23 protein-coding genes are annotated in these 21,697 nt (G+C 73.7%); 12 read left to right on the forward strand and 11 right to left on the reverse strand.

Annotated features, from left to right (window positions below; all coding sequences use genetic code 11):
* Positions 1-74 precede the first annotated feature (74 nt).
* Complete coding sequence (locus AB0I21_RS23420) at positions 75-794, reverse strand: ABC transporter ATP-binding protein (protein WP_360564108.1); 720 nt, start codon at positions 792-794, stop codon at positions 75-77.
* A complete protein-coding gene (locus AB0I21_RS23425; protein WP_360564110.1) occupies positions 791-1,369 on the reverse strand; it encodes a PadR family transcriptional regulator in 579 nt (192 codons plus the stop codon). The genes AB0I21_RS23420 and AB0I21_RS23425 overlap by 4 nt, the downstream gene beginning before the upstream one ends.
* A gap of 81 nt (positions 1,370-1,450) precedes the next feature.
* Between AB0I21_RS23425 and AB0I21_RS23430 the strand changes: the two genes are divergently transcribed.
* Together AB0I21_RS23430 and AB0I21_RS23435 are read left to right on the forward strand one after the other, a co-directional pair.
* Positions 1,451-2,350, forward strand: coding sequence for an alpha/beta hydrolase (locus AB0I21_RS23430; RefSeq protein ID WP_360564112.1), 900 nt, complete (start codon positions 1,451-1,453; stop codon positions 2,348-2,350).
* Positions 2,347-2,847 carry a GNAT family N-acetyltransferase gene (locus AB0I21_RS23435; protein ID WP_360564113.1) on the forward strand — a complete coding sequence of 167 codons (501 nt, stop codon included), beginning with the start codon at positions 2,347-2,349 and terminating at the stop codon, positions 2,845-2,847. Before AB0I21_RS23430 ends, AB0I21_RS23435 begins: the two co-directional genes overlap by 4 nt.
* A 571-nt stretch (positions 2,848-3,418) precedes the next feature.
* Here AB0I21_RS23435 and AB0I21_RS23440 read toward each other — a convergent pair.
* The 6 genes from AB0I21_RS23440 to AB0I21_RS23465 all read right to left on the reverse strand — a co-directional run bounded on the left by AB0I21_RS23440 (position 3,419) and on the right by AB0I21_RS23465 (position 9,823).
* A complete protein-coding gene (locus AB0I21_RS23440) occupies positions 3,419-5,461 on the reverse strand; it encodes a methyl-accepting chemotaxis protein (RefSeq protein WP_360564114.1) in 2,043 nt (680 codons plus the stop codon).
* A gap of 31 nt (positions 5,462-5,492) precedes the next feature.
* Positions 5,493-6,275: a hypothetical protein gene (locus AB0I21_RS23445; protein ID WP_360564116.1), complete on the reverse strand. Its 783-nt coding sequence runs from the start codon at positions 6,273-6,275 to the stop codon at positions 5,493-5,495.
* Positions 6,268-6,819, reverse strand: a complete 552-nt coding sequence (locus AB0I21_RS23450) for a sigma-70 family RNA polymerase sigma factor (RefSeq protein ID WP_360564118.1) — start codon at positions 6,817-6,819, stop codon at positions 6,268-6,270. The genes AB0I21_RS23445 and AB0I21_RS23450 overlap by 8 nt, the downstream gene beginning before the upstream one ends.
* A 52-nt stretch (positions 6,820-6,871) precedes the next feature.
* The gene (locus AB0I21_RS23455; RefSeq protein WP_360564119.1) at positions 6,872-7,603 is read right to left on the reverse strand and encodes a hypothetical protein; all 732 of its coding nucleotides are present in this window, start codon (positions 7,601-7,603) and stop codon (positions 6,872-6,874) included.
* Positions 7,604-7,965: 362 nt separating this feature from the next.
* Positions 7,966-8,769 (reverse strand): hypothetical protein, encoded by an 804-nt coding sequence (locus tag AB0I21_RS23460; RefSeq protein WP_360564121.1) that lies wholly within the window; start codon positions 8,767-8,769, stop codon positions 7,966-7,968.
* Between the two features lie 94 nt (positions 8,770-8,863).
* Positions 8,864-9,823 carry an aldo/keto reductase gene (locus tag AB0I21_RS23465; RefSeq protein WP_360564122.1) on the reverse strand — a complete coding sequence of 320 codons (960 nt, stop codon included), beginning with the start codon at positions 9,821-9,823 and terminating at the stop codon, positions 8,864-8,866.
* 114 nt (positions 9,824-9,937) lie between these two features.
* Between AB0I21_RS23465 and AB0I21_RS23470 the strand changes: the two genes are divergently transcribed.
* Both AB0I21_RS23470 and AB0I21_RS23475 read left to right on the forward strand, forming a co-directional pair.
* On the forward strand, positions 9,938-10,777 hold the full coding sequence (locus AB0I21_RS23470) for a helix-turn-helix transcriptional regulator (protein WP_360564123.1): 840 nt from the start codon (positions 9,938-9,940) through the stop codon (positions 10,775-10,777).
* Positions 10,778-10,941: 164 nt separating this feature from the next.
* Positions 10,942-12,384 (forward strand): glycosyl hydrolase family 18 protein, encoded by a 1,443-nt coding sequence (locus tag AB0I21_RS23475; protein ID WP_360564125.1) that lies wholly within the window; start codon positions 10,942-10,944, stop codon positions 12,382-12,384.
* Positions 12,385-12,552: 168 nt separating this feature from the next.
* Here the strand turns inward: AB0I21_RS23475 and AB0I21_RS23480 are convergent, their stop codons facing one another.
* Together AB0I21_RS23480 and AB0I21_RS23485 are read right to left on the reverse strand one after the other, a co-directional pair.
* A complete protein-coding gene (locus AB0I21_RS23480; protein WP_360564127.1) occupies positions 12,553-13,746 on the reverse strand; it encodes a cytochrome P450 in 1,194 nt (397 codons plus the stop codon).
* A gap of 65 nt (positions 13,747-13,811) precedes the next feature.
* Positions 13,812-14,564, reverse strand: a complete 753-nt coding sequence (locus AB0I21_RS23485; RefSeq protein ID WP_360564129.1) for an NAD(P)H-binding protein — start codon at positions 14,562-14,564, stop codon at positions 13,812-13,814.
* A gap of 105 nt (positions 14,565-14,669) precedes the next feature.
* Between AB0I21_RS23485 and AB0I21_RS23490 the strand changes: the two genes are divergently transcribed.
* Together AB0I21_RS23490 and AB0I21_RS23495 are read left to right on the forward strand one after the other, a co-directional pair.
* Positions 14,670-15,134, forward strand: coding sequence for an Rrf2 family transcriptional regulator (locus tag AB0I21_RS23490; protein WP_360564246.1), 465 nt, complete (start codon positions 14,670-14,672; stop codon positions 15,132-15,134).
* Positions 15,135-15,238: 104 nt separating this feature from the next.
* Complete coding sequence (locus AB0I21_RS23495) at positions 15,239-16,495, forward strand: SGNH/GDSL hydrolase family protein (RefSeq protein WP_360564131.1); 1,257 nt, start codon at positions 15,239-15,241, stop codon at positions 16,493-16,495.
* Here the strand turns inward: AB0I21_RS23495 and AB0I21_RS23500 are convergent.
* Complete coding sequence (locus tag AB0I21_RS23500; RefSeq protein ID WP_360564133.1) at positions 16,476-17,537, reverse strand: Hsp70 family protein; 1,062 nt, start codon at positions 17,535-17,537, stop codon at positions 16,476-16,478. The genes AB0I21_RS23495 and AB0I21_RS23500 overlap by 20 nt on opposite strands.
* 83 nt (positions 17,538-17,620) lie before the next feature.
* Between AB0I21_RS23500 and AB0I21_RS23505 the strand changes: the two genes are divergently transcribed.
* From AB0I21_RS23505 to AB0I21_RS23530, 6 genes are all read left to right on the forward strand, one after another.
* Positions 17,621-17,992, forward strand: coding sequence for a hypothetical protein (locus AB0I21_RS23505; RefSeq protein WP_360564135.1), 372 nt, complete (start codon positions 17,621-17,623; stop codon positions 17,990-17,992).
* A 175-nt stretch (positions 17,993-18,167) separates the two neighbouring features.
* Positions 18,168-18,995 (forward strand): alpha/beta hydrolase, encoded by an 828-nt coding sequence (locus AB0I21_RS23510; protein WP_360564137.1) that lies wholly within the window; start codon positions 18,168-18,170, stop codon positions 18,993-18,995.
* Positions 18,996-19,020: 25 nt separating this feature from the next.
* Positions 19,021-19,428 (forward strand): hypothetical protein, encoded by a 408-nt coding sequence (locus tag AB0I21_RS23515; RefSeq protein ID WP_360564139.1) that lies wholly within the window; start codon positions 19,021-19,023, stop codon positions 19,426-19,428.
* Between the two features lie 53 nt (positions 19,429-19,481).
* Complete coding sequence (locus AB0I21_RS23520) at positions 19,482-19,943, forward strand: hypothetical protein (RefSeq protein WP_360564141.1); 462 nt, start codon at positions 19,482-19,484, stop codon at positions 19,941-19,943.
* Between the two features lie 55 nt (positions 19,944-19,998).
* Complete coding sequence (locus AB0I21_RS23525; RefSeq protein WP_360564143.1) at positions 19,999-21,198, forward strand: hypothetical protein; 1,200 nt, start codon at positions 19,999-20,001, stop codon at positions 21,196-21,198.
* Positions 21,195-21,695, forward strand: a complete 501-nt coding sequence (locus tag AB0I21_RS23530) for a hypothetical protein (RefSeq protein ID WP_360564145.1) — start codon at positions 21,195-21,197, stop codon at positions 21,693-21,695. Before AB0I21_RS23525 ends, AB0I21_RS23530 begins: the two co-directional genes overlap by 4 nt.
* Positions 21,696-21,697: the final 2 nt, after the last annotated feature.

Here is a 21,697-nt window from a genome sequence, read left to right on the forward strand (position 1 = left end):
CCGAGACGCTTCGCTGGCCGCTCACGACGCCACCTCCACTGCGCTCCGGCGTCCGCGTGAGTCAGCCTGGCCGCTCACGACGCCGCCCCGTCCAGCAGCTGCTCCGGCTCCGCGAGGGGGCCGGAGGTGTCGACGACGACCCCGTCGCGCAGGAACACCACCCGGTCGGCCCAGGCCGCGTGCCGGGCCTCGTGGGTGACGAGCACCCCGGCGGCGCCGGCGTCGACCTTCGCGCGCAGCAGCCGCAGCACCGCCTCGCCGGTGGTCGAGTCGAGCGCGCCGGTGGGCTCGTCGGCGAGGATGAGCCGCCGCTCGCCGACGAGCGCCCGGGCGATCGCGACCCGCTGCTGCTGCCCGCCGGACATCTCGTCGGGGAAGCGTTGGGCGTACCCCTCGAGCTCCACCTCCGCCAGGGACGTCAACGCGGCCCGCCGGGCCCGCCGGACCCCGGCGCCGTCCAGCTCCAGCGGCAGCGAGATGTTCTCCGCCGCGGTGAGGCTCGGCAGCAGGTTGAGGTCCTGGAACACGTAGCCGATCCGGCGCCGGCGCAGCGCGGCCAGGGCCTTGCGGCCGAGCCCGCCCAGGACGGTCCCCTCGACGGCGACCTCACCCCGGGTCGGCGAGTCGAGCCCGCCGGCGAGGTTGAGCAGCGTCGACTTGCCCGACCCGGACGGCCCCATCACCGCGATCAGCTCACCCGGCCGGACCGTCAGGGACACGCCGCGGACCGCGTGGACCGTGGCCTCCCCGTGCCCGTGGGTGCGGTGCACGTCCCGAAGCTCCAACACGCTCATGTCGTCTTCTCCGTCTCCTTCTCCGGAACGGGTGCCGCCTGCGGGGCCGGCGTGGGAAGGGGTGCGTGCCGGGCGAGGCTGGCCTCGCAGTGGTCCAGCCACCGGACCTCGGCCTCCGCCTGGAAGATCATCGACTCGAGGACGAGCCGCCACGACAGGTCGGCCGGGCCGCTCGCGCGCTGCTTCATCCGCGTGTACTCCTGCAGCATCCGCACCGTGGCGGTCCGCTGCTTCTGGATGATGCCGGGCACGTCGACGCCCGGCGTGGTCAGCGCGAGCGCCAGCTTGATCGCCAGCTCGTCGCGGGGCCGGTCGCCGCGGCCGATCGGGGTGGCGAACCACGCGGCGAGCTCGGCGCGCCCGGCGTCGGTGATCTCGTACGGCCGCTGCCCCCCGTCGTGCTCCGGCAGCGACCGGACGAGCTCGTCGCGTTCCAGCCGCGACAGGGTCGTGTACACCTGTCCGATGTTCAGCGGCCACGTCCCGCCGGTGGACTCCTCGAACGAGGTCCGCAGCTGGTAGCCGTACATCGTGCCGCGCTGCAGCAGCGCCAGCAGACCGTACTTGATGGACATGGATACGGAGTATGCATACCCGGTATGCCTTCCCGCAACCCGTTCGCCGCGGGTCGGAATGGACGGCTAGGGTCGGTGCCCATGGGGGAAGAGATCGACATCCGGCTCGACGACGGGCGCACACTGCACGCGTACGACACCGGCAAGGGCGACCTCGTGGTCCTGTGGCACCACGGCACACCCAACACCGGGGCGCCGCCGTCGCCGCTGTTCGACGTGTCCGAGCCGCTCGGCATCCGCTGGATCGCCTACGACCGGCCCGGCTACGGCGGATCCACCCCGCGGCCCGACCGCAGCGTCGCCTCCGCCGCCGGTGACGCCGCCGCGGTCGCCGACGCGCTCGGGGTCTCGCGGTTCGCGGTCATGGGGCACTCCGGCGGCGGCCCGCACGCGCTCGCCTGCGCGGCACTGCTGCCCGACCGGGTCACCGCCGTCGTGAGTATCGCGGCGCTCAGCCCGTACACGGCGGACTCGGACTACTTCGACGGCATGGCCGACGGGGGCGTCGCGTCGCTGCGGGCCGCCCTCGACGGCCGCGCCGCCAAGGAGGCGCACGCGGCCCGCCCCGGCGACGGCGCCGACATCGGCTTCAACCCCGCCGACTGGACCGCGCTGGACACCGACTGGTCCTGGTTCCAGCAGGTCGTGGCGGCCGGCGTGGCGCACGGCCCGGCGCCGCTCGTCGACGACGACCTGGCGTACGTGCGGCCGTGGGGCTTCCCGCTCGCCGCCGTCACCGCCCCGGTCCTGCTCATGCACGGCGCCGCCGACCGGATGGTGCCCAGCGTCCACGCGACCCGCCTCGCCGCCGCCCTGCCAGGCGCTCCGGCCGCCCCGGCCGCTCCGGGTGCCCCTGGTGCCCCGGCCGCCTCGGGTGCTCCGGCTGCCACCGTGCGCATTGTCGCGTCGGAAGGCCACATCACCGTCATGCGCCACGCCCACACCGCGCTGCACTGGCTGCGATCGGAGGCCACCCCGTGACCGACCGCACCCGCCAGGGCGTGACCGACCGGACCCGCCAGGGCTACGTCCTGACCGGCGACGCCACCCGCGTCGACATCGGCCGCGTGCACCAGTGGCTGTCGGAGGAGTCCTACTGGGCCCTCGGCCGCGAGCGCGACGTCATCGCCCGCTCGATCGCCGGCTCGCTGCCGTACAGCGTCTGGCACGACGACACCCAGGTCGCCTTCGCCAGGACCGTCACGGACGGCGCCACCTTCGCGTGGATCTGCGACGTGTTCGTCGACACCGCCCACCGCGGCCGCGGTCTCGGCCAGTGGCTCGTCGACAGCATCGTCGAGGACCTGTCCGCCGCCGGCCTGCAACGCTTCCTGCTCGCCACCCGGGACGCCCACGAGGTCTACCGCCGCTCAGGCTTCGAACCGGTCGCCGGCCCCGGCCGCTTCATGGAGATCGACCGCCGCCCCACCCGCGCCGCCATCCTCGCCGCCCTCCCGGACGACCAGCCTTCCCCGTGAATCGTTTGCCGCCGATGTACGACGCGAGCCTCCCGCCACGCCCATAGCGCCCCCTACCGACCGCCGCGGAAACCGTGCCCGGACGCGCCTCACCCCAGAGTCCACGACGCGCACCGGGGCACCGCGCGCCCTGCCAGCCTCGTTGCGCGCACCGGATGCCGTGCGCGCCCTGCCGATCGGGCGGGGCGGGTGCGGCGATCGGGTGCGGCGGGTGCGGGCAGCGGGGCGGGTGCGGGCAGCGGGGCGGGTGCGGCGATCGGGCGGGGCGGGTGCGGGCAGCGAGGCGCCGTAGCTGGTCATCGCCGACCGGTCGTAGCCCCCGGCAGCGGTGGCCCCCGCAGCGGTGCAGGAACGGCTCACCGAGGTGCAGCAGCGCCCCCCGGCGGCGGTGCAGGAGCGGCTCACCGAACGGCTCCCGGCCGGTGCGCCAGTACGCAGGCCGGGGGCGGCAGCTCGGATTCGTGTCGCTGACCTGCGTGGTACTACGATGGGTCGCGGCGGATCGCTGTGTGTGAGGGCGATTTGCAGGCATGATGTACGGTCGGTTCAAGCGGAGTGCCCGCCGCCGGGGTCACTCCTCGCCGAGCAACGTGGTGATGTAGCGGGCGATCGTGGCGACGGTCTGCGGTGGCGGTTTCACGAACTCGATGCCGACCTCGCCCGCAGTGTCGGTGTCCAGGTGCCGCACCGCGCGGCCCTGCAGGCGGAGCCGTTCGGTGCCGAGCGTCAGGGTCAGATCGACCACGGACTCCAGCGGCGGCCGCCAGCCGGACTTCGCCGCGCAGCGCAGCCCGGAGACGCTCAGGTCCAGCAGGTCCGCCTCGGCCTGCATGGTGCCGTGGCCGAGCAGGACGGTGCCCTCGACGGCGGCGCGGTTGTGGCGGCGGCGCTCCAGGCGGTCGGTGACCTGCGCCAGGCTCTCGATGCGGGAGATCGCGGTGCGCACCGCGCCCACGAGCTGCTCGACCGACGCGCGCTGGCGGGCGGCGACCGCGGTGAGCTCGGCGGTGGCGCCGCCGACGGCGTTGACACCCTGGCTCATGTCGGTGATCACGCCGGCCATGGCGGCCGCGTCGGCGCCGAGGGCCTCGACGGTGCTGGTGATGTCGCCCGTCGACTCCTTCGTCTTCGTCGCCAGGTTCTTCACCTCGCCCGCCACGACGCTGAAGCCGCGGCCCGCCTCGCCGGCGCGGGCCGCCTCGATGGTGGCGTTGAGGGCGAGGAGGTTCGTCTGGCCGGCGACGCCCGCGATCAGGTTCGCGATCCCGTCGACCCGGCCGAGGCTGGTCGTGACGGCTTGGATCACGGCGTCGGCGTCCGCGGCGCGGTTCACGACGGTGCGGGTGACCCGGTCCGCGGTGGTCGCCTGCTGCTCGATCGCGTCGGCGGCGGTGAGCACGTCGGCGGCGTCGCTCATCACGGTGCGCAGCTCGGCGAGCGCCGACGCGCTGGTCTCGTCGATGACCTCGCCGGCGCGGCGGCGGACGGTCTGCTCGGCCAGCTGCTGCCGCACGTTCGTCGTCAGCAGCTGCGCCTCCTTCGTCGCGCGCTCCTCCGCCAGGCTGCGCTCCTGCTCCTGCAGCGAGTCGAGCATGGCGTCGACGGCCCTGCCGAGGACGGCGATGTCGTCGGTGCCGGTCGGGTTGATCCGCAGCTGGTGGTCGCCGGAGGCGATGATCTGCTCGGTCGTGCGCCGCAGCGGCCCAACCCGTCGGCGCAGCGCCGCCCGTACCCCCCACAGCATCCCGATCACGAGCAGCACGGTCGCGACCGCGACGAACGCGAACAGCTTCACCGCGGTCGCGCTCGCCGCGGCGTGGATCGGCCGGGCCCCGACGACCTCCAGCACGATGCTGTCGCCGTTCACGGAGTCGATGACGGCGTCGACCGCGATGTGGTCGGCGCCGAGGACCTTGGTGGTGATGCGCAGGTCGCCGAGCTCGCTGTGCAGCGCCGGCTGCGGGTCGGCGCCGGGCCGGGCCCGCGGGGCGAGCCGCAGCGGCAGGTCGAGGGCCTTGGCGAGGCGCGCCACCCGGGCGTCGTCGAGGCGCTTGAGCATGATCATGCCACCGGACGGGGCGCCCTCGCCGCTGCTCAGGAACGTGCCGACGCCGCAGAAGAGGTACGGCGCGTCCGCCGACACCACGCCGCACCGCGACACGCCGGGCGCGGCGGACGGGTCGAACAGCTGCTTGAGCACCGCCGGGTCGCGCAGCTGCGGCGGCGGGGTCCCGTGCGTCGGCTGGTCGGTGGTCATGCCGCCGACCCGCAGCGTGCCGTCGACGCCGATGCCGAACATGCCGTCGATGTCGTTGGCCGAGCTCTGCGCCTCGGGCGGGAAGTCGGCGGCGAAGCCGGCCTTGTCGCTGTCGCCGACGTCGTGGTAGGCGTTGTCCCACACGGCGTTCGTGGCGCCGAACGCGGTGAGCAGCGCCGCCTGCGAGTTCAGCCCGATCCGGATCCGGTCGGCGTCCTGGGCGACCTGGCGTGCCTCGAGCCGTTCGAACGCCCCGGTGGTGATCAGCTGCATCACCAGGAACGCGACCGCGAGACCGGCGAGCCCGCCCGCCGCAGGAAGCAGCAGGCGGGTCCACCGGCGTACGTTGGGACCCACGATGACCAGTTCGGCACCGGGCGTCCGGACCTTATGCGATCACGGTCCTGGAGATGCTGAGCGCGGTCTCGTAGGCGGCGGCGGCGTCGTCGCCGGGCTTCAGCTGGGGCGCCAGATCCTGGGACACGTAGATCACCTCGTAGGTGTGGCCGACCACCGGGCCGGGCCAGGCGCCCGGGCGGAACGTGAAGGGCGGCTGCACCGGCCCCTTGCCGCCGTCCACCGGCACGATCGACCAGAGGACGGCGTCGCCGGGGGCGACCCGCCCGTTGCCGCTCCGCGCGTCCAGCAGCCAGATCCGGTCCAGGGACAGGGCCGGGCAGCTGCCCCGCGCCTCCGTGACCTTGAACGTGGTGCCGGCCAGCTCCATCACCCACGACGACGCGCACGAGGACGGCAGCACGCGGGGGACGGACGGCACCGACACGGGCGGTGTCGTGCCGGCCGGCGGCACGGTCCCGGCCGGTGTCGGTGTGCCCGCCGGCTCCTCGGTGGCACCGGGGGTCGCCGTGAGGCTGCCGATCGGCGTCGGCGCGCCGGCGTCCTGCCCGGGCCGCACTCCCGCAGACGCCGCGTAGACGCCGAGGATCGTGACGACCGCCGCCGCGAACGTGGCCACGGCCGCGAACCGGCGCCGCGACCGGCGGGGCGCCAGCGTGATCACGTCGGCGGTGTCGTCCTGCACGCGGGGGCGGCCGGCGCGCCGGACCACGTCCGCGAGGTCACCCTCGACGTCGTTGTCGTCGCCACTGTACGAGAGATCGGCGTACGCGCGCCGGATCAGTTCTCTGGTCGGGTCGGTCTGGTCAGGCATCGCCGCTCGCCTCCGTGAACTGCTGGAACCGCTGCACGTACGGTTGAAGGAGCTTGCGCAACGCCGACACGTGGCTGCGGACCGTCGACTCGCTCATGTCGAGCAGCCGCGCGATGTCCGCCGTGGTGTCGTCGTGCAGGAAGAACAGCAGCGCCACCTGCCGGCGGCGGGCCGGCTGCGCGTCGATCACGCGCCGCACCGCCTGCACCAGCCCCGTGCTGTCCGTGACCCGGTCCAGGTCACTGTCGGCCCGTCCGACGTCGTGCTGGTCGTCGAGCAGCTCGAACCGGGCGTCGAGCACCGCCACCCGGCGCACGTAGTTCTTCGCGGTCGTCAGCGCGTACGCGCGTCGTTGCGCGTCGGCGAGCCGCCGCAGCTGCGGCCAGCGCTCCAGCATCCTGGCGAAGCTCTCCGCGGTCGCCTCGACACCGAGCTCCCGACCGGCGAACGCGCACATGAACCGCTGCACCCCCGGCGCGTCCCGCCGGTAGAACTCGGCGAAGTCCGGGGGTGCCACCCCGAGTTCGTGCGTCGTATCGATCATCCGATCCTCCCTCCTTCAGGGAGAGCACCGGACGCCGGAATCCGTCCAACCGCTACGCCGGGCAGTTCGCCTTCAGCAGCTGCCCCGCCGAGCGGCGGAAGTCCTCGATGCCGGCCACCGGCGGGTCGACGCCCCCGGCGAGGCGGTCGGCCTCGTCGATCTGCGCCCGGGCGAGGTCGCAGTTGCGGTAGGACGCCTCCGACGAGCCCCACACGTAGCGGACGCGCGCGATGTAGACCTCGCCGAGGTTGGCGTAGGCGTTGCCCTCGGTCCGCTGCCGCGCGAGCCGTGCCGTGTAGATGGTGACCAGCTCCTGCGACTCCTCGCGCAGCTGTCTGAGATCGCCCGTCTGGTGGTGTACGGACACCGCGCTGGTCAGCAGGATGACCCGCACGTCCTCGGGCGCGGGCCGGCCCAGCGCCAGGTCGATCGCTGTCCGTGCGTCGGCGATGATCCCGGACGCCGCCAGGGCCTGCGCCGTGAGCGCCAGGTCGACCGGCGAGACGTGCTGCGGGCCGAGCTCCTTGATGAGCTCCCAGGCGTCGATCGCGTGGACGCCGAGCTGCAGCGACGCCGCCTGCCGGTCACCGGCGTCGCCGCGCAGGGTGCTGTCCAGCTCGCCGAGCTTCGTGATGTCGTCGCGCAGCCTGGCCCGCAGGTCGTCCGCCCGGCCCTGGTCGACGCGGTTGTTGCCGGCGTTCGCCGCCCACAGGGAGACGACCACGGCCAGCACGGCGACGACGGCCGAGCCGATCGTGAGGATCTTCTCGGTGCGCGGCCACACCGAGCGCGCCTCGTCCCGCGGCGCCGGCTCCGGGCCGGGATCGGGCGTCGGCTCCGGATCCGGCGAAGGCTCGGGCTCCGGCGACGGTACAGGCGAAGGCGCGGGCGAAGGCGCGGGTACGGGCGAAGGCGACGGCGAAGGCGCGGGTACGGGCGAAGGCGCGGGTACGGGCGAAGGCGCGGGTACGGGCGAAGGCGCGGGTACGGGCGAAGGCGCGGGTACGGGCGAAGGCGAAGGTACGGGTACAGGCGAAGGCGCGGGTACGGGCGAAGGCGACGGTACGGGTACAGGCGAAGGCGCAGGAGAAGGCGTGGGGTCGGGCTCCGGACCCGGCGGCGGATCGGTCAGCACAGGCGGCGTGGTCATGCCGACCGTCCCAGCTTGTCGGCCGCCCGCTCCAGCTGCAGCCGGGCGATCTGGATCGCGACCTGGTCCATCGCCGTGCTGCGCCGCGCCGGGGCGATCACCTGCGCCGAGCCCACCACGTCCTCGATGCGGATGAAGATGATGACGCCGTCGGCGGCGAAGCGGCCGTCCTGCTCCTGCCGGATCGCGACCGACAGCACCTCCGAGTCGGTGGTGTTGCCGTTGGACCGCAGCAGCTCGATCTCCTTGAAGGACAGCTCGATCCCACCGCCGAGGTCGACCGGCTCGTCCTCGCAGTCGCCGATGTTGTCGCGGAGCTCGTCGAGGAAGTCGGCGGCCGCGTCGGAGTCCTCATACGCGGCCAGCGACACCGACGCCTGCGTCTCCGGGCTGCCGGGGTGGTCGAACTTGCGGACCGCGGTCGCGTCGGCGGTGGTGTCCGGCTCCTCGTCGCACGGCCAGACCCCGCTGCCGCCGCCGCTCATGGTCTTCCAGCCCGGCCCGATGTCGTCGGCGGCGATCAGCGCCTTCTTCAGCTGGCTCTCGGTGAGCGACGGCCGGGCCGCCGTGGTGGTCCGCTTCACCGACGGCGTCTTCGTCGAGGTCGAAGTCGGGCGGTCCGTCGTCGGTGCCGCCGTGGCCCGGGCGGTGGGCGCGGAGGAAACCGGGGTGGCGGGAGCGGGGGACGCGGGAGTGGTGGCGGGGCCGGGACCCGGTGGAGCGCCGCCGCACGCCCCCAGCACCCCCACCAGCGCGACCGTCACCGCCATGACCGCCGCGCCCCGGGCCCCACCCACCACCTTCGCCTCCCACCCGTCAGGCTTACCTTTGACGGTAAGGATGGGATCGACAGATGTACACAGGGCGAACGGTCAGTCACGCATCGTCGGTCAGCTATCGGTCGGTGCCCAGGTGGGCCATCATCGGCGCCGGGTAGCGCGAGCCGTGGGCCGAGTCCGCCGGCACGGCGGCCTCGATCGCCGCGAGATCCGCGGCGGTGAGCGGGACCGGAACCAGGGCCTCGGCGAGCCGCTCGCGGGTCCGCGCGCCGACCAGCGGCACGATGTCGGCGCCCTGCGCGGCGACCCAGCCGATCGCCAGCTGTGCGACCGTGACGCCCTTCGCGGCCGCGACGGACCGCAGCGCCTCGACCAGGGCCAGGTTGTGGCCCACGTTCTCGGGTGCGAAGCGCGGGCCGTGCGCCCGGAAGTCCCCCGCCGCGAGCGGGCGGTCGGCGCGCCAGTGGCCGGACAGCAGGCCCCGGGACAGCACCCCGTAGGCGGTCATGCCGATGCCCAGCTCGCGCAGCACCGGCAGCACCTCGTCCTCCACGCCGCGGGACAGCAGCGAGTACTCGATCTGCAGGTCCGCGATCGGGTGCACGGCGTGCGCGCGGCGGATGACGTCGGCGCCGACCTCCGAGAGGCCGATCTCCCGGACGTACCCCTCCTTGACCAGGTCCGCGATGGCGCCGATGGTCTCCTCGATCGGCACCGCGGGGTCGAGGCGGGCGGGGCGGTAGACGTCGATGTGGTCGACGCCGAGGCGGACCAGGGTGTACGCGAGGAAGTTGCGGACCGCGGCGGGGCGGGTGTCCATGCCGCCCCACGCGTTGTCGGGGCCGCGCAGCGCGCCGAACTTGACGCTGAGCCGGACCTTGTCGCGGTCGCCGGGGCGCAGCGCGTCGCGGATGAGCAGCTCGTTGTGGCCCATCCCGTAGAAGTCGCCGGTGTCGATCAGGGTCACGCCGGCGTCGATCGCGGCGTGGATGGTGGCGATGCTCTCGGCGCGGTCCGCCGGGCCGTACATGCCCGACATGCCCATCGCGCCCAGCCCGATCACGGGGCCGTTCATGTTGTGCTCCATGCCTCGACACTGCCCCGGATGGAGGGCGACACACAGCGGAGCGCTTTTCGTAGGAGCGGCGGTCCCTGGCTGCGCGGCCCCGCGAGCGGCGACGATGAAGGCATGCAGCGTGACGACCTCGCCGACTTCCTGCGCCGCCGGCGCGAAGCGATCCGCCCGGCGGACGTCGGGCTCGCGGAGGGGCCGCGAAGGCGCACCGCCGGGCTGCGCCGCGAGGAGGTCGCCCTGCTCGCCGGCATGTCCACCGACTACGTGGTGCGCCTGGAGCAGGGCCGCAGCGCGCAGCCGTCGGCGCAGATGCTGTCGGCCCTGGCCAGGGCGCTGCGGCTGACCGAAGACGAGCGGGACCACCTGTTCCACCTGGCCGGGCAGCAGCCGCCGCGGTCGCCGGGCGGGGCCACGCACGCGCGGGCGGGCCTGCTGCGGATGCTCGACCTGCTCGGTGACACGCCCGCGACGGTGGTGAGCGACCTGGGGGAGACCCTGGCGCAGAACCGGATGGCGACGCTGCTGTTCGGCGACCAGACCAGCTTCCGCGGCGACCGGCGCTTCCACGCGTGGCGATGGTTCACCGATCCGGAGTGGCGGCAGGTGTACCCGCGGGAGGACGCCGAGCACCACAGCCGGGTCACGGTGGCGGACCTGCGGGCGACCGCCGCCCGGCGGCACGGCGACTCGGACGTCGACGGGCTGGTGCACCGGCTGCTCGCGGCGAGCCCGCAGTTCGCGGCGCTGTGGGGCGAGCACGAGGTCGCGGTCCGCCGCTCCGACCGCAAGCGGTTGGTCAACCGGCAGGTCGGGGTCATCCACATGGACTGCGAGACGCTGGTGACGCCGGACCTGGGGCAGAAGCTGCTGGTGCTGACGCCGCAGCCGGGCACCGACGCCGCGGAGAAGCTGGCGTTGCTCTCAGTGGTCGGGTTGACACATTTCAGCGGATGAATACCCGCTGGTACCGACTTTCTTCGCGACTTTGATTGACATCCGACAGTTAACTTTCCTATCGTTTCAGCCACCTGTCATCGCGCCGGTGGCACCTCCTTCAGTGGTTGCGGGTATCCCACCCTGCCCGTTCGCCGCCGGCCGACCATCCGAAGGAGCACCCGTTGTCCTCCTCGTCCTCCTCCCCGGAATCCGGGGCCGCCCGCCCCGGACGCCACCGGGCCCGCCGGTCGGCCTTCGCCGCCGGTGCGCTCGCCATCGCCACCGCTGCTGCGGGTGGCGTCTTCGCCCTGGTCAACCAGGGTGCCGCCGATGCCGCCACGCTGCCCAACGGGTTCAAGAGCGTCGGCTACATGCCGTCGTGGGCCGGCAGCGCCAACAGCATCCAGTACAGCAAGCTGACCCACATCAACTACGCGTTCGTGCTGCCCAACAGCAACGGCAGCCTCCAGGGCCTCGACAACCCGTCGAAGCTGCAGTCGATCGTGTCGCTCGGCCACGCCGCGGGCGTCAAGGTCTCCATCGCCGTCGGCGGCTGGAACGACGGCAACGACTCCGGTTTCGAGGGCATGGCCGGCAACGCGACCGCCCGGACCGCGTTCGTCAACAACATCGTGAACCTGGTCAACCAGTACAACCTCGACGGCGTCGACATCGACTGGGAGTACCCCGACCCGGGCACCTCCGGCAACAACTACACCGCGCTCATGTCGCAGCTGAGCACCGCCATGCACAGCCGCGGCAAGCTTCTCACCGCCGCCGTCGTGTCCGAGGGCGGCACCGCCAACGGCGTGCAGCCGGCCGTGTTCGGCTACGTCGACTGGCTCAACATCATGGCCTACGACGGCGGCAGCCCGCACGCGAACTACGACTGGTCGATCGCGGCCGTGAACTTCTGGAAGGGCCGCGGCCTGCCGGCCTCGAAGGCGGTCCTCGGCGTGCCGTTCTACTCGCGGCCCGGCTACTACACGTACAGCGACCTCGTGGCCCGCGACCCGGCGAACGCCAACCGGGACTGCACCACGATCAACGGCGTCCAGGAGTGCTACAACGGCATCCCGACGATCAAGCGCAAGACCACGTGGGCCATGGCCAACGCCGGCGGCATCATGAACTGGGAGCTGTCCCAGGACACCAACACCAGCACCTCGCTGGTCAGCGCGATCTACACCACGGCCACCGGCGGCACCCAGCCGACCGGCGGCCCGACGACGAACCCGGGTGGCCGCACCGGCCGCATCACCGGGATCGCCGGCAAGTGCGTCGACGTCGCCGCCGCCTCCTCCGCCAACGGCACCGCGGTCCAGCTGTACACCTGCAACGGCACCAACGCGCAGAACTGGACCGTCGCGGGTGACGGCACGCTGCGGGCCCTCGGCAAGTGCATGGACGTCACCAGCGCCGGCACCGCCAACGGCACGAAGATCCAGCTCTGGGACTGCAACGGCACGGGCGCCCAGGTCTGGCAGTCGCAGTCCGACGGCACGCTGCGCAACCCCGTCTCCGGCAGGTGCCTCGACGTGACCGGCAACGTGTCTACCGACGGCACCCGCCTGCAGATCTGGGACTGCTTCGCCGGCGCGAACCAGCGCTGGGTCCTGCCCTAGCAACTTGTGCGCAACCGGTGGCCGGGCATTTCGTGCCCGGCCACTTCGGTGTTCAGCCGAGGCGGCCGGGCGCCTTGGTGTTCAGCCGCGGTGGCTGGGCGCCTTGGTGTTCAGCCGCGGTGGCTGGGCGCCTTGGTGTTCAGCCGCGGTGGCTGGGCGCCTTGGTGTTCAGCCGAGGTGGACCGGCAGGGTCGTGGTGCCGTGGATGAGGACGCCGGGGCGCCAGATGAGCTCCGAGGCGTGGACGGCCAGGCGCATCGCCGGGAACGCGGCGAGGAGGTCGCGGAAGGCGATCTGCGCCTCCAGCCGGGCCAGGGGAGCGCCGAGGCAGTAGTGGATGCCGTGGCCGAAGGCCAGGTGCTGGTTGTCGGGGCGGTCCAGGTCGACGGTGGCCGGGTCGGGGAAGCGGTCCGGGTCGCGGTCCGCGCTGAGCAGTGAGATGGCGACGACGGCGCCCGCCGGGATGGTGATGCCGCCGTACGTGACGGGCTCCATCGCCACCCGGAACGTCGCCGTCTCCACCGGTGACTCCAGGCGCAGGAACTCCTCGACGGCCCGCGGGATCAGCGCCGGGTCGGCGAGGAGGCGCCGGTGCTCCTCCGGGCGGGTCAGCAGGGTCCACATGCCGTTGCCGATCAGGTTGACCGTGGTCTCGTGCCCGGCGATCAGCAGCAGGAACACCATCGACGTGAGCTCGTCCTCGTCGAGGCGGTCGCCCTCGTCGGTGGTCGCGATGAGCGCGCTGAGCAGGTCGTCGGCCGGCTCGGCGCGCTTCGTCGCGATCAGGGTCCGCAGGTAGGCGAGGAAGCTCGCGGCGGCCTCCGGCACGCCGGACCGCTCCACGGACCCGGCCACCAGGACACCGGTCCAGCGCCGGAACTCCGTCTGGTCCTCCTGCGGGATGCCGAGCAGCTCACAGATGACCTGGATCGGCAGCTGCACGGCGTAGTCGTCGATGACGTCGCCGCGCTCCCGTTCGGCCATGCCGGCGATCAGGGCGGCGCTGAGCTCCTCGATCCGGCCGCGCAGCTGCTCGACCCGCCGTGCGGTGAACGCCTTCGCGACGAGCCGCCGCAGCCGGGTGTGGTCCGGCGGGTCGTTCGCCAGCAGGTGTCTGGTCAGCGGGGCACTGACCTCCCGGGCGAGGGCCGCGGCGTTGGCGGTCGCGCCGACCCGCTTCGACAGCCGCGGGTCGCCGAGCGCCGACCTTGCGTCGGCATACCTGGTGACCAGCCACATCTCCATGCCGGTCGGCAGCTGCAGCCGGTGCACCGGCGCCTGCTCCCGCATCGCGGCGTACACCGGATGCGGGTCGTCCCAGAAGTCCTGCGTGAACATCGGCGTGCTCGGCGCGGTAGTCACCCATCCACGGTAGCCAATCATCACGCGTTTCGGTGCCCCGGTCACCGTGAGTGATGAATGTGCGGTCAGGGCTTGCCGAGCCAGTCGACGAAGTGGATGGCGCCGAGGCGGGCGGCCGGGCCGGGGGTCAGGGACGTGTCGTCGAGCTCGGTGCCGAAGTAGCGGGCGTGCGGGTCGGTCGTCACCTCCTGGACCGGCTCGGCGCCTTCCTGGGCGGCGAGGAAGCGGCGGACGTGCTCGTCCATGCGCACCGGCTCCGGGCCGCCGAGCTCGACGATCCCGCCGACCGGGGCGGCCTGCGCGACGTCGGCGAGGGTGGCGGCGACGTCGTCGGCGGCGACCGGCTGGTAGAGCGCCGGCGGGAGGTGGATGGCGCCGTCGACGACTGCGGACTGGGCGATCGCCTGCGTGAACTCGAAGAACTGGGTGGCCCGCAGGATCGTGAACGGCAGGCCGGACCCGGTGATCGCGGCCTCCTGGGCGACCTTGGCCCGCAGGTATCCGCTGTCGGGCAGGCGGTCGGCGCCGACTACCGACAGGGCGACGACGTGGGAGACGCCGGCGGTGCGGGCGGCGGCGAGGAGGTTGCGGGCCGAGGTGCGGAAGAACTCGAGGACCGCCGCGTCCTCGAACGACGGCGAGTTCGACACGTCGACCACGACCTGGGCGCCGGCCAGGACCTCCGGCAGGCCCTCGCCGGTGACGGTGTTGACGCCGGTGGCCGGGGAGGCCGGGACGACCTCGTGGCCGGCGGTGCGCAGCAGGTGGGTGAGCTTGCCGCCGATCAGGCCCGTGCCGCCGATGATGACGAACTTCATGAGGGTCTCCTCCACAGATCCAACTCGGACAAATCTTGTCCGGGATGATGTCACCACCATACCCGGACATGGAGTGTCCGAGTCAAGTAGGATGGCGGGGTGAAGATGTCGGGCGGGGTCGAGTGGGCGCTGCACTGCTGCGTGGTGCTCACCGCGGCGCCCGCGCCCGTGCCGGCGGGGCGGCTCGCCGAGCTGCACGACGTCTCCGGCAGCTATCTGGCCAAACAGCTGCAGAGCCTGTCCCGGGCCGGCCTGATCCACTCGGTGCAGGGGCACGCCGGCGGCTACCGGCTCACCCGCCCGGCGGGCGAGATCACCGTGCTGGACGTGGTGGTGGCGGTGGACGGGCCGCAGCCCGCGTTCGTGTGCACGGAGATCCGCCAGCGGGGGCCCCTCGCGACCCCGGCGGAGATGTGCACGGCGCCGTGCGCGATCAGCCGGGCGATGGCCGCCGCCGAGCACGCCTGGCGGGAGGCGCTGCGGGCGGTCACCATCGCCGACCTCGCCGAGAGTGTCACCGGCGACTACGGCCCGGCCGTCTTCGACGGCATCCGCGCCTGGCTGCGCTGACGCCGACGCGCGGCGGGGCGCTCCCGGTGATCTGACATCGTTGACACAACTCGTATCGATGCTCTTAGCTGTACGGCAACATCCCGGTCGATCGAGGAGCTGCCGTGCGTGCGTCCGTCCGTGCCCTGACGATGGTGCTGGCCGCCGCGGCGTGCGCCGTGGTCCCCGCGGCCGCGTCCCAGGCGGCGACGCCCGCCCGGATCATGCCGCTGGGTGCGTCGATCACGTGGGGCACCAGCTCCACCGACGGCAACGGCTACCGGGAGGCGCTGCGCCGGCACCTCGCCGACGACGCCGGGGTCGCGCTCGACATGGTCGGCTCGCAGCGCTCCGGCACCGCCGCGGACAACGACAACGAGGGGCATCCCGGGTTCCGCGTCGACCAGGTCGCGGCCGGCGCCGACGCCTGGATCGCGGCGGCCCGGCCCGACGTCGTGCTGCTCAACGTCGGCACCAACGACATGCTGCAGAGCTACGACCTGCCCAACGCGCCGGCGCGCCTGAGCGCCCTGGTCGATCAGATCCTGCGGGCCGCCCCGACCGCGACGGTCGTCGTCTCGACGCTCGTGCCGAACCCGGACGCGGCGGTGGAGGCGAGGGTCCGCGCGTACAACGGCCAGATCCCGGGCATCGTCCAGGCCAAGGCCGCGGCGGGCAAGAAGGTCCGCCTGGCCGACTTCCACGCCAACCTGACCCTGGCCGACATCGGCCCCGACCGGATCCACCCGACCGACGGCGGCTACGCCAAGCTCGCCGACGTGTGGTTCTCCGCGCTCCAGCCGGTGCTCGGCGCCGGCCGGCCGTGGCCGCTGTTCAAGACCGATTTCGGGGCCGCCGCGCCGCCGCTCACGTGGACCGATACGGTGCAGGCGGCGCGCAACGTCACAGGGTACTGCTGCGGCCTCACGTCGATGGAGTCGGGCCGCCGGGCGGAGGCCGCGCACGGCGGCACCTACGCGCTCATGTACTCCGGCACCGACACCAGCGCGGCCGGGTCGTACTCCTACAACCGGGTCTTCGACGTGCACCTGCCGCTGACCGCGGGCACGACGCTCACCTACTGGATCTATCCGCAGTCCCTCAACGGCACCTTCGTGGCGCTCGACCTCGCGCTCACCGACGGGCGGTCGCTGCGCGACTCGGGCGCCGTGGACCAGTCCGGGGTCAGGGCGCACCCGCAGTTCCAGGGCGAGGGCCGGCGCCTGGTGGTCAACCAGTGGAACCTGGTGCAGGTCAGCCTCGCCGGGCTGGCGGGCGGCACCGTCGACCAGATCCGCATCGGCTACGACCAGCCCGGCGCCACCGGCACGTTCCGCGGCTACGTCGACGACATCCAGATCGTCAACGCACCGCAGCCGTGACCTTCGGCAGCGCCGCCCGGGTGACGGTGACGAGACGGTCGCGGAGGTCCTGCTTCTGCGCGGCCGTCCAGCCGGCCTTGTCCTGACGGTCGACGGAGATCCGCAGCTGCCAGACCAGGTTGCCGTCGCGGACACCGATGCGCAGGGTCAGCATCGTCTTCGCCTGCGCGCTGGAGCCGCGCATCTCGAAGATGACGGCCTCCTCGCCGAGGCCCGTCAGCTGGACCGGTTGCAGGTTGAGGTCGGCGTCGCCCGCGATGCGCTGCTTGTAGTCGTACGCGGCGGTCGAGTCCTCCGGGGTGATCCGGACCTCGGCGACGAAGGTGGCACGCACGACCCCGTTGTCGTGCAGCCGGACGGCGTTGCACGAGGCGCTGCCGGCGGCCGCACCGACGTCGCTGCGGGGTTCCGGGGTGGGGGCGCCGGCGGCCGTGGCCGCCGTGGCAGGGGCCGGGAGTGAGACGGTCAGCGCGCCCTCGGCCACCACCAGCTCGGGCTGCTCGGCGCCGACCGGCGCGATCCCGAGCGCCTCGTGCAGCATCGTCGCCACCAGGGGAATCCGGCTGGAGCCGCCGACGAGGAACAGCCCGGCGAGGTCGGAAGGCCGCAGCCCGTCCTCGGCGAGCAGCGACCGCACCATCGCCACGCTCGGCCGCAGCACCGGCCGCATCAGGCCTTCCAGCTGCTCCCGCCCGAGTGGCACCTCCCGTCCGAGCGCCGGCACCATGATCACGGTGCCGCTGGCGCGCGACAGCATCTCCTTCGCGGCCCGCACCTGGTCCCACAGCCGGCGCCGGGTCGCCGCGTCGGTCCAGAGGGTGCCGTACGTCGCCTGCAGGAACCCGACGACCGCCGCGTCCACGTCGAGGCCGCCGAGGTCGTTGAGGCCCGCGGACGCGAACGGCTCGAACCCGTCCGCCCGGCGGCGCAGCAGCGTGGCGTCACAGGTGCCGGCGCCCAGGTCGTACACCATGACGACGGCACCCACGGGCACCTCCTGCGCCTGCGCGAGGAAGGTCGCGGCGGCCACGGGCTCGGGCACCAGCCGCACCCGCCGGGGTCGAACCCGGCGAGCAGCGCCGCGTCGGTGAGCAGCGCCCGGCGGCCCGCGCCCCAGTCGGCGGGATGGGTGAGCGTGACGTCGTGCACGGGGCCGGCGACCCGGGCCGCTTCGGCCGCGACCCGCCGCAGGACCGCGGCGACCAGGTCCCGGACGCCGACCTCCGCGTCGCCGAGCAGGACGGCGGTGTCCGTGATGCGGCGCTTCGGGTTGGGCTCGAGCCGCTCCGGGAAGCTGTGCGACAGGTGGGCCGCGTCGCGCCCGGTGTGCAGGCGCCCGTCGGGCCCGAGCAGCACGGCGGAGGACAGCAGCGGCGAGCCGTCGAAGAGCAGCTGCTGGACGCGCCCGTCGGCCCGTTGCAGCACCGCGATCGTCGTGGACGTGCCGAAGTCGATGCCCAGCCGGGACCGCGCACGCGTCATGGCGCGGCACAGTAACGCATCCGCCCGCTCCGGCGCATCGGCCCGGACCGCGCCCGCCTGAGATCGTCGGCAGGTCGCCGGCAGGTCGCCGGCAGGTCGCCAGCAGGTCGCCGGCAGGTCGCCGGCTTCGAGCTGCACGACCGCTGGGCGCACAGGCTCAGGATGTGCGGCGCTGCGGCATACTGCTGCGGTGGATCATGTGGCGCAGCGGCAGGTGATGGTCGACGCGGTCGGCGAGCAGGTCGGGCCCGGCCGGGCCGTCCGGACCGTGCGGGACCTCGACGCGGACGGGGTGCCCGTCCGGCTCTACCAGGACGGTGCCGCGGCGGAGCCGCCGGTGATCGTCTACGCGCACGGCGGTGGCTGGGTCCTCGGCGACCTCACCACGCACGACGGGCTGTGCCGGCTCCTCGCCGCCGAGACCGGCTGGGCGGTGCTCGCCGTGGACTACCGGCGGGCGCCCGAGTCGCCGTTCCCGGCCGCGTTCGAGGACATCGACACTGTGTGCGGTTGGCTGCGGGTGTACGGGCGGCAGCACGGACTGGACCCCACGGCCGTCGCGGTCGCCGGTGACTCCGCCGGCGGGCTGCTCGCGGCGGTCACCGCCCGCCGGGAACGCGACGCCGGCCGGGGGCTGCTGGCGCAGGTGCTGATCTGCCCGGCGCTGAGCCCCGCCATGGACTACCCGGATCTCGGCAACGACGGGCTGTGGCCGCAGGAGATGGCCGAGTTCTGGGACCTGTTCTGCCCGCCGGGCGTGGACCGGCACCAGCCGGACCTCGACCCGTTCCTCGCCGACCCGGCCGGCCTGCCGCCGGCGGTCGTCGTCACCGCCGAGCTCGACATCCTGCGCGACGAGGCCGAGCGGTACGCCGCCTTCCTCGCGTCCGCGGGCGTGCCGGTCATCGCCACCCGCTACCAGGGAACCTTCCACAACTTCCCGAGGAAGCTGGCGCTGACGAAGGACGCGGCGGTCGCCGTCGCCCAGATCGCCGCCGCGCTGCGGGCCCTCACGTAGCGCGCCGCGACCGTACCATCGGCGCGTGCGGCACTGGTGGATCGTCCTGCTGGCCTTCGCGGGCCTGGTCGTGACCGCGCTCTTCTACGGCGGCTCCGCCGGGCCGGCGCAGACGCGGCACCGGCCGACCGCGTACTCGGACCTCGGCCAGGGCGGCGACCCCGACACCATCATGATCCGCTTCGACTGGCCGCACGACGGCTGGTGCTCCGGCCAGTTCACCATCGCCGCCGCGGAGACGTCGACCGAGGTCCGCGTCGGTGACGTCGTCAGCAGGACGCCGCGCTCCGGCGGGGCCTGCGCCGGCCTCGGCTCCGACGGTCAGACGGCCTGGGACTCGCTGACGCTGTCCAGGCCGCTCGGCGACCGCCGCGTGGTCCGCGCCGACGACGGGGCCGTGCTGCCGTACATCCGCCGGGGCCCACCGGACTGAAGTGGCATGAACGTGCGAGTCGCCCGCGGCGGCGCCGGGCCATGCTCCTCGGTATGGCTTACGCATACCCGCCGCAGCAGGCGTACGCGATGCGCACCACCGCACCCGCCTCGCTGCACGTCGTCGCGATCTTCCAGTACCTCGGCGGCCTCCTCATGCTGGGGATCGCCGCGCTCTTCGCCCTGGCCGCCTCGGAGATGACCAAGCAGCTCGGCGGTCGCCTCGGCACCTACGACGCGTCCGTCACGTCGGCCGTCGCGGTCGTCGTCGCCGTCTTCGCCGGGGTCGGCCTGATCGCCATCATCCTCGGCCGCAAGGTCCAGCGCGGCCGCAACTGGGCCCGGATCCTGCTCACCGTGCTCAACGTCCTCAGCCTCGCCTCGGTCGCGTGGCAGGCCTACTCCACGTCGCTGCTCACCATGTCGACGATCGTCAGCGCCGCCTTCCCGGCCTTGTTCCTGATCCTGCTCAACACCCGCGCCGCCCGCTCCTGGTGCCACCACCGCACCTACTGAGCGGCAGGCGGCAATTCGCTCGCGGACCGGGCACGGCGGGCGGAGCATGTGGTGCTTGAGCAGCGAGTGGTACTACGACAGCCCGTCCACGGTCGCCGGGGCGCTGCAGCGCGGCCTCGGCCGGGGCGCCGCGCTGGTGCGGGACCCCGAGGACGTCATGGCCTGCGTCCGGCGCGACCACCGGTACTGGCGGATCTTCGACGACAGGGCCCTGTACCTGGCGCGGCTTGTCCGCGACCTGGGGATCGACGCCGGACGGATCGTCGGCGTGCTGCGGGGCGAGGACGACGACAACGCCGTCGGCAACGCGACGCAGGTGCTGGTGGAGCTCGGCCGCGGCGGCGACCAGGTCGCGATCGACGGGCTCCGGGAGCACGTCCGGCACGGGGCGGACTGGGTCGACGCGCTGGAGGAGATCGCCGCGGCGTGGCCCGCCGGGCTGTGGGACGACCTGCTGCCCGTGGCCGCGGACCGGCTCCGTCCCGGCGACATGATCGGCTGGGCGGCGCGGCCGTGGACCGGCTGGGCCGCCCGCGACGACCGGGTCGCCGCCGCGATCGCGGCGTGCCGCCCGCCGGACCGGCAGTGCCCGTGGCGCGGGGACACCGCCGGCGAACTGCTCGCCAAGGTGCGCACAGGCACCGTCAAGGAGCGCGGGCACGCGCTGCGGCACCTGCGCCGGCACGGCCCGCAGCCGGCGCTGCTCGACCTGGTCGCCACCCTGCCCGTGGAGGAGCTGCACCGCCCGCTCGGCAACGCCCTGAGCGAGCTCGGCGCGGCGGCCGTGCCGGTCGCCCGGGCGTGGGCGGCCAGGCTGCCGCACCCGATCGGCTGGACCGGGTGCCGGCTGCTCGCCGAGCACGGCGACGAGTCCGACGGGCCGGCGCTGCTCGCCGGCTGGACGTGGCTGGACGGCCGCGACGACCTGTGCGGCTACGACCAGCTCGCCGCCGGCCTCGCCCGGATCGGCGGCGACGCGGCCCGGGCCGCGGTCCCGAAGCTGCGCCGCGCCTGGTTCACCCCGCACTCCTATGAGCGCGCCGCCACCCTGAAGGCGTTCACCGCCCTGGACCCCGACGCCGCGACCCGGCAGCTCACCGAGGGCCTCTGGGACTGCGAGGCGGACGTGCGCGAGTTCGCCGCCGCGCGGGCACCGCTGAGCCCCGCCGTCGAACACCGGCTCGCCGTCCTGCGCGACGACCCCCTGGAGACCCCCGAGGTCCGCGCCGCCGCCACGGCCCGCCTGGCCGCGTGATGCGGCGGTACGGGTACGTCGGGCCCGCCGAGCTGCGTGACCTGCCGCCCGTGGCAGTCGCCTGGATCCGCTCCCGCGACGACCTCGCCGCGTGGCTCGCGGCCCGCCCGCGCGGGGAGCGCGCCGAGCCGTTCACGTTCGTCGTCGACCTCGGCGGCATGCTCCGGCTCGCCCCGCGGCGCAGCGAGCACGTCGCCTGCGCCGGCGGCCGGCCCGTCCTCGCCGCGGGGGAGATGGGATTCGCCACGGGGGAGTCGGGGTTCGCCGCCGGCTGGCGCGTCGACCGGGTGAGCAACCAGTCCACCGGCTACTGCCCCGGCCCGGAATGCTGGCCGGCCGTCGCGGCCGCCCTCGACGCGGCCGGCATACCCCACCCGGGCGGATTCACCGATGCGGTGGTCTTCCGCCGCTGTGCCGCCTGCGGCCAGCGCAACATCGTGCACGACGGCGACTTCGCCTGCGCCGTCTGCGACACCCCGCTCCCGGTCGACGGGTGACG

This window comes from Dactylosporangium sp. NPDC050588 (genome assembly GCF_040654975.1).
Taxonomy (GTDB): Bacteria; Actinomycetota; Actinomycetes; order Mycobacteriales; family Micromonosporaceae; genus Dactylosporangium; species Dactylosporangium maewongense.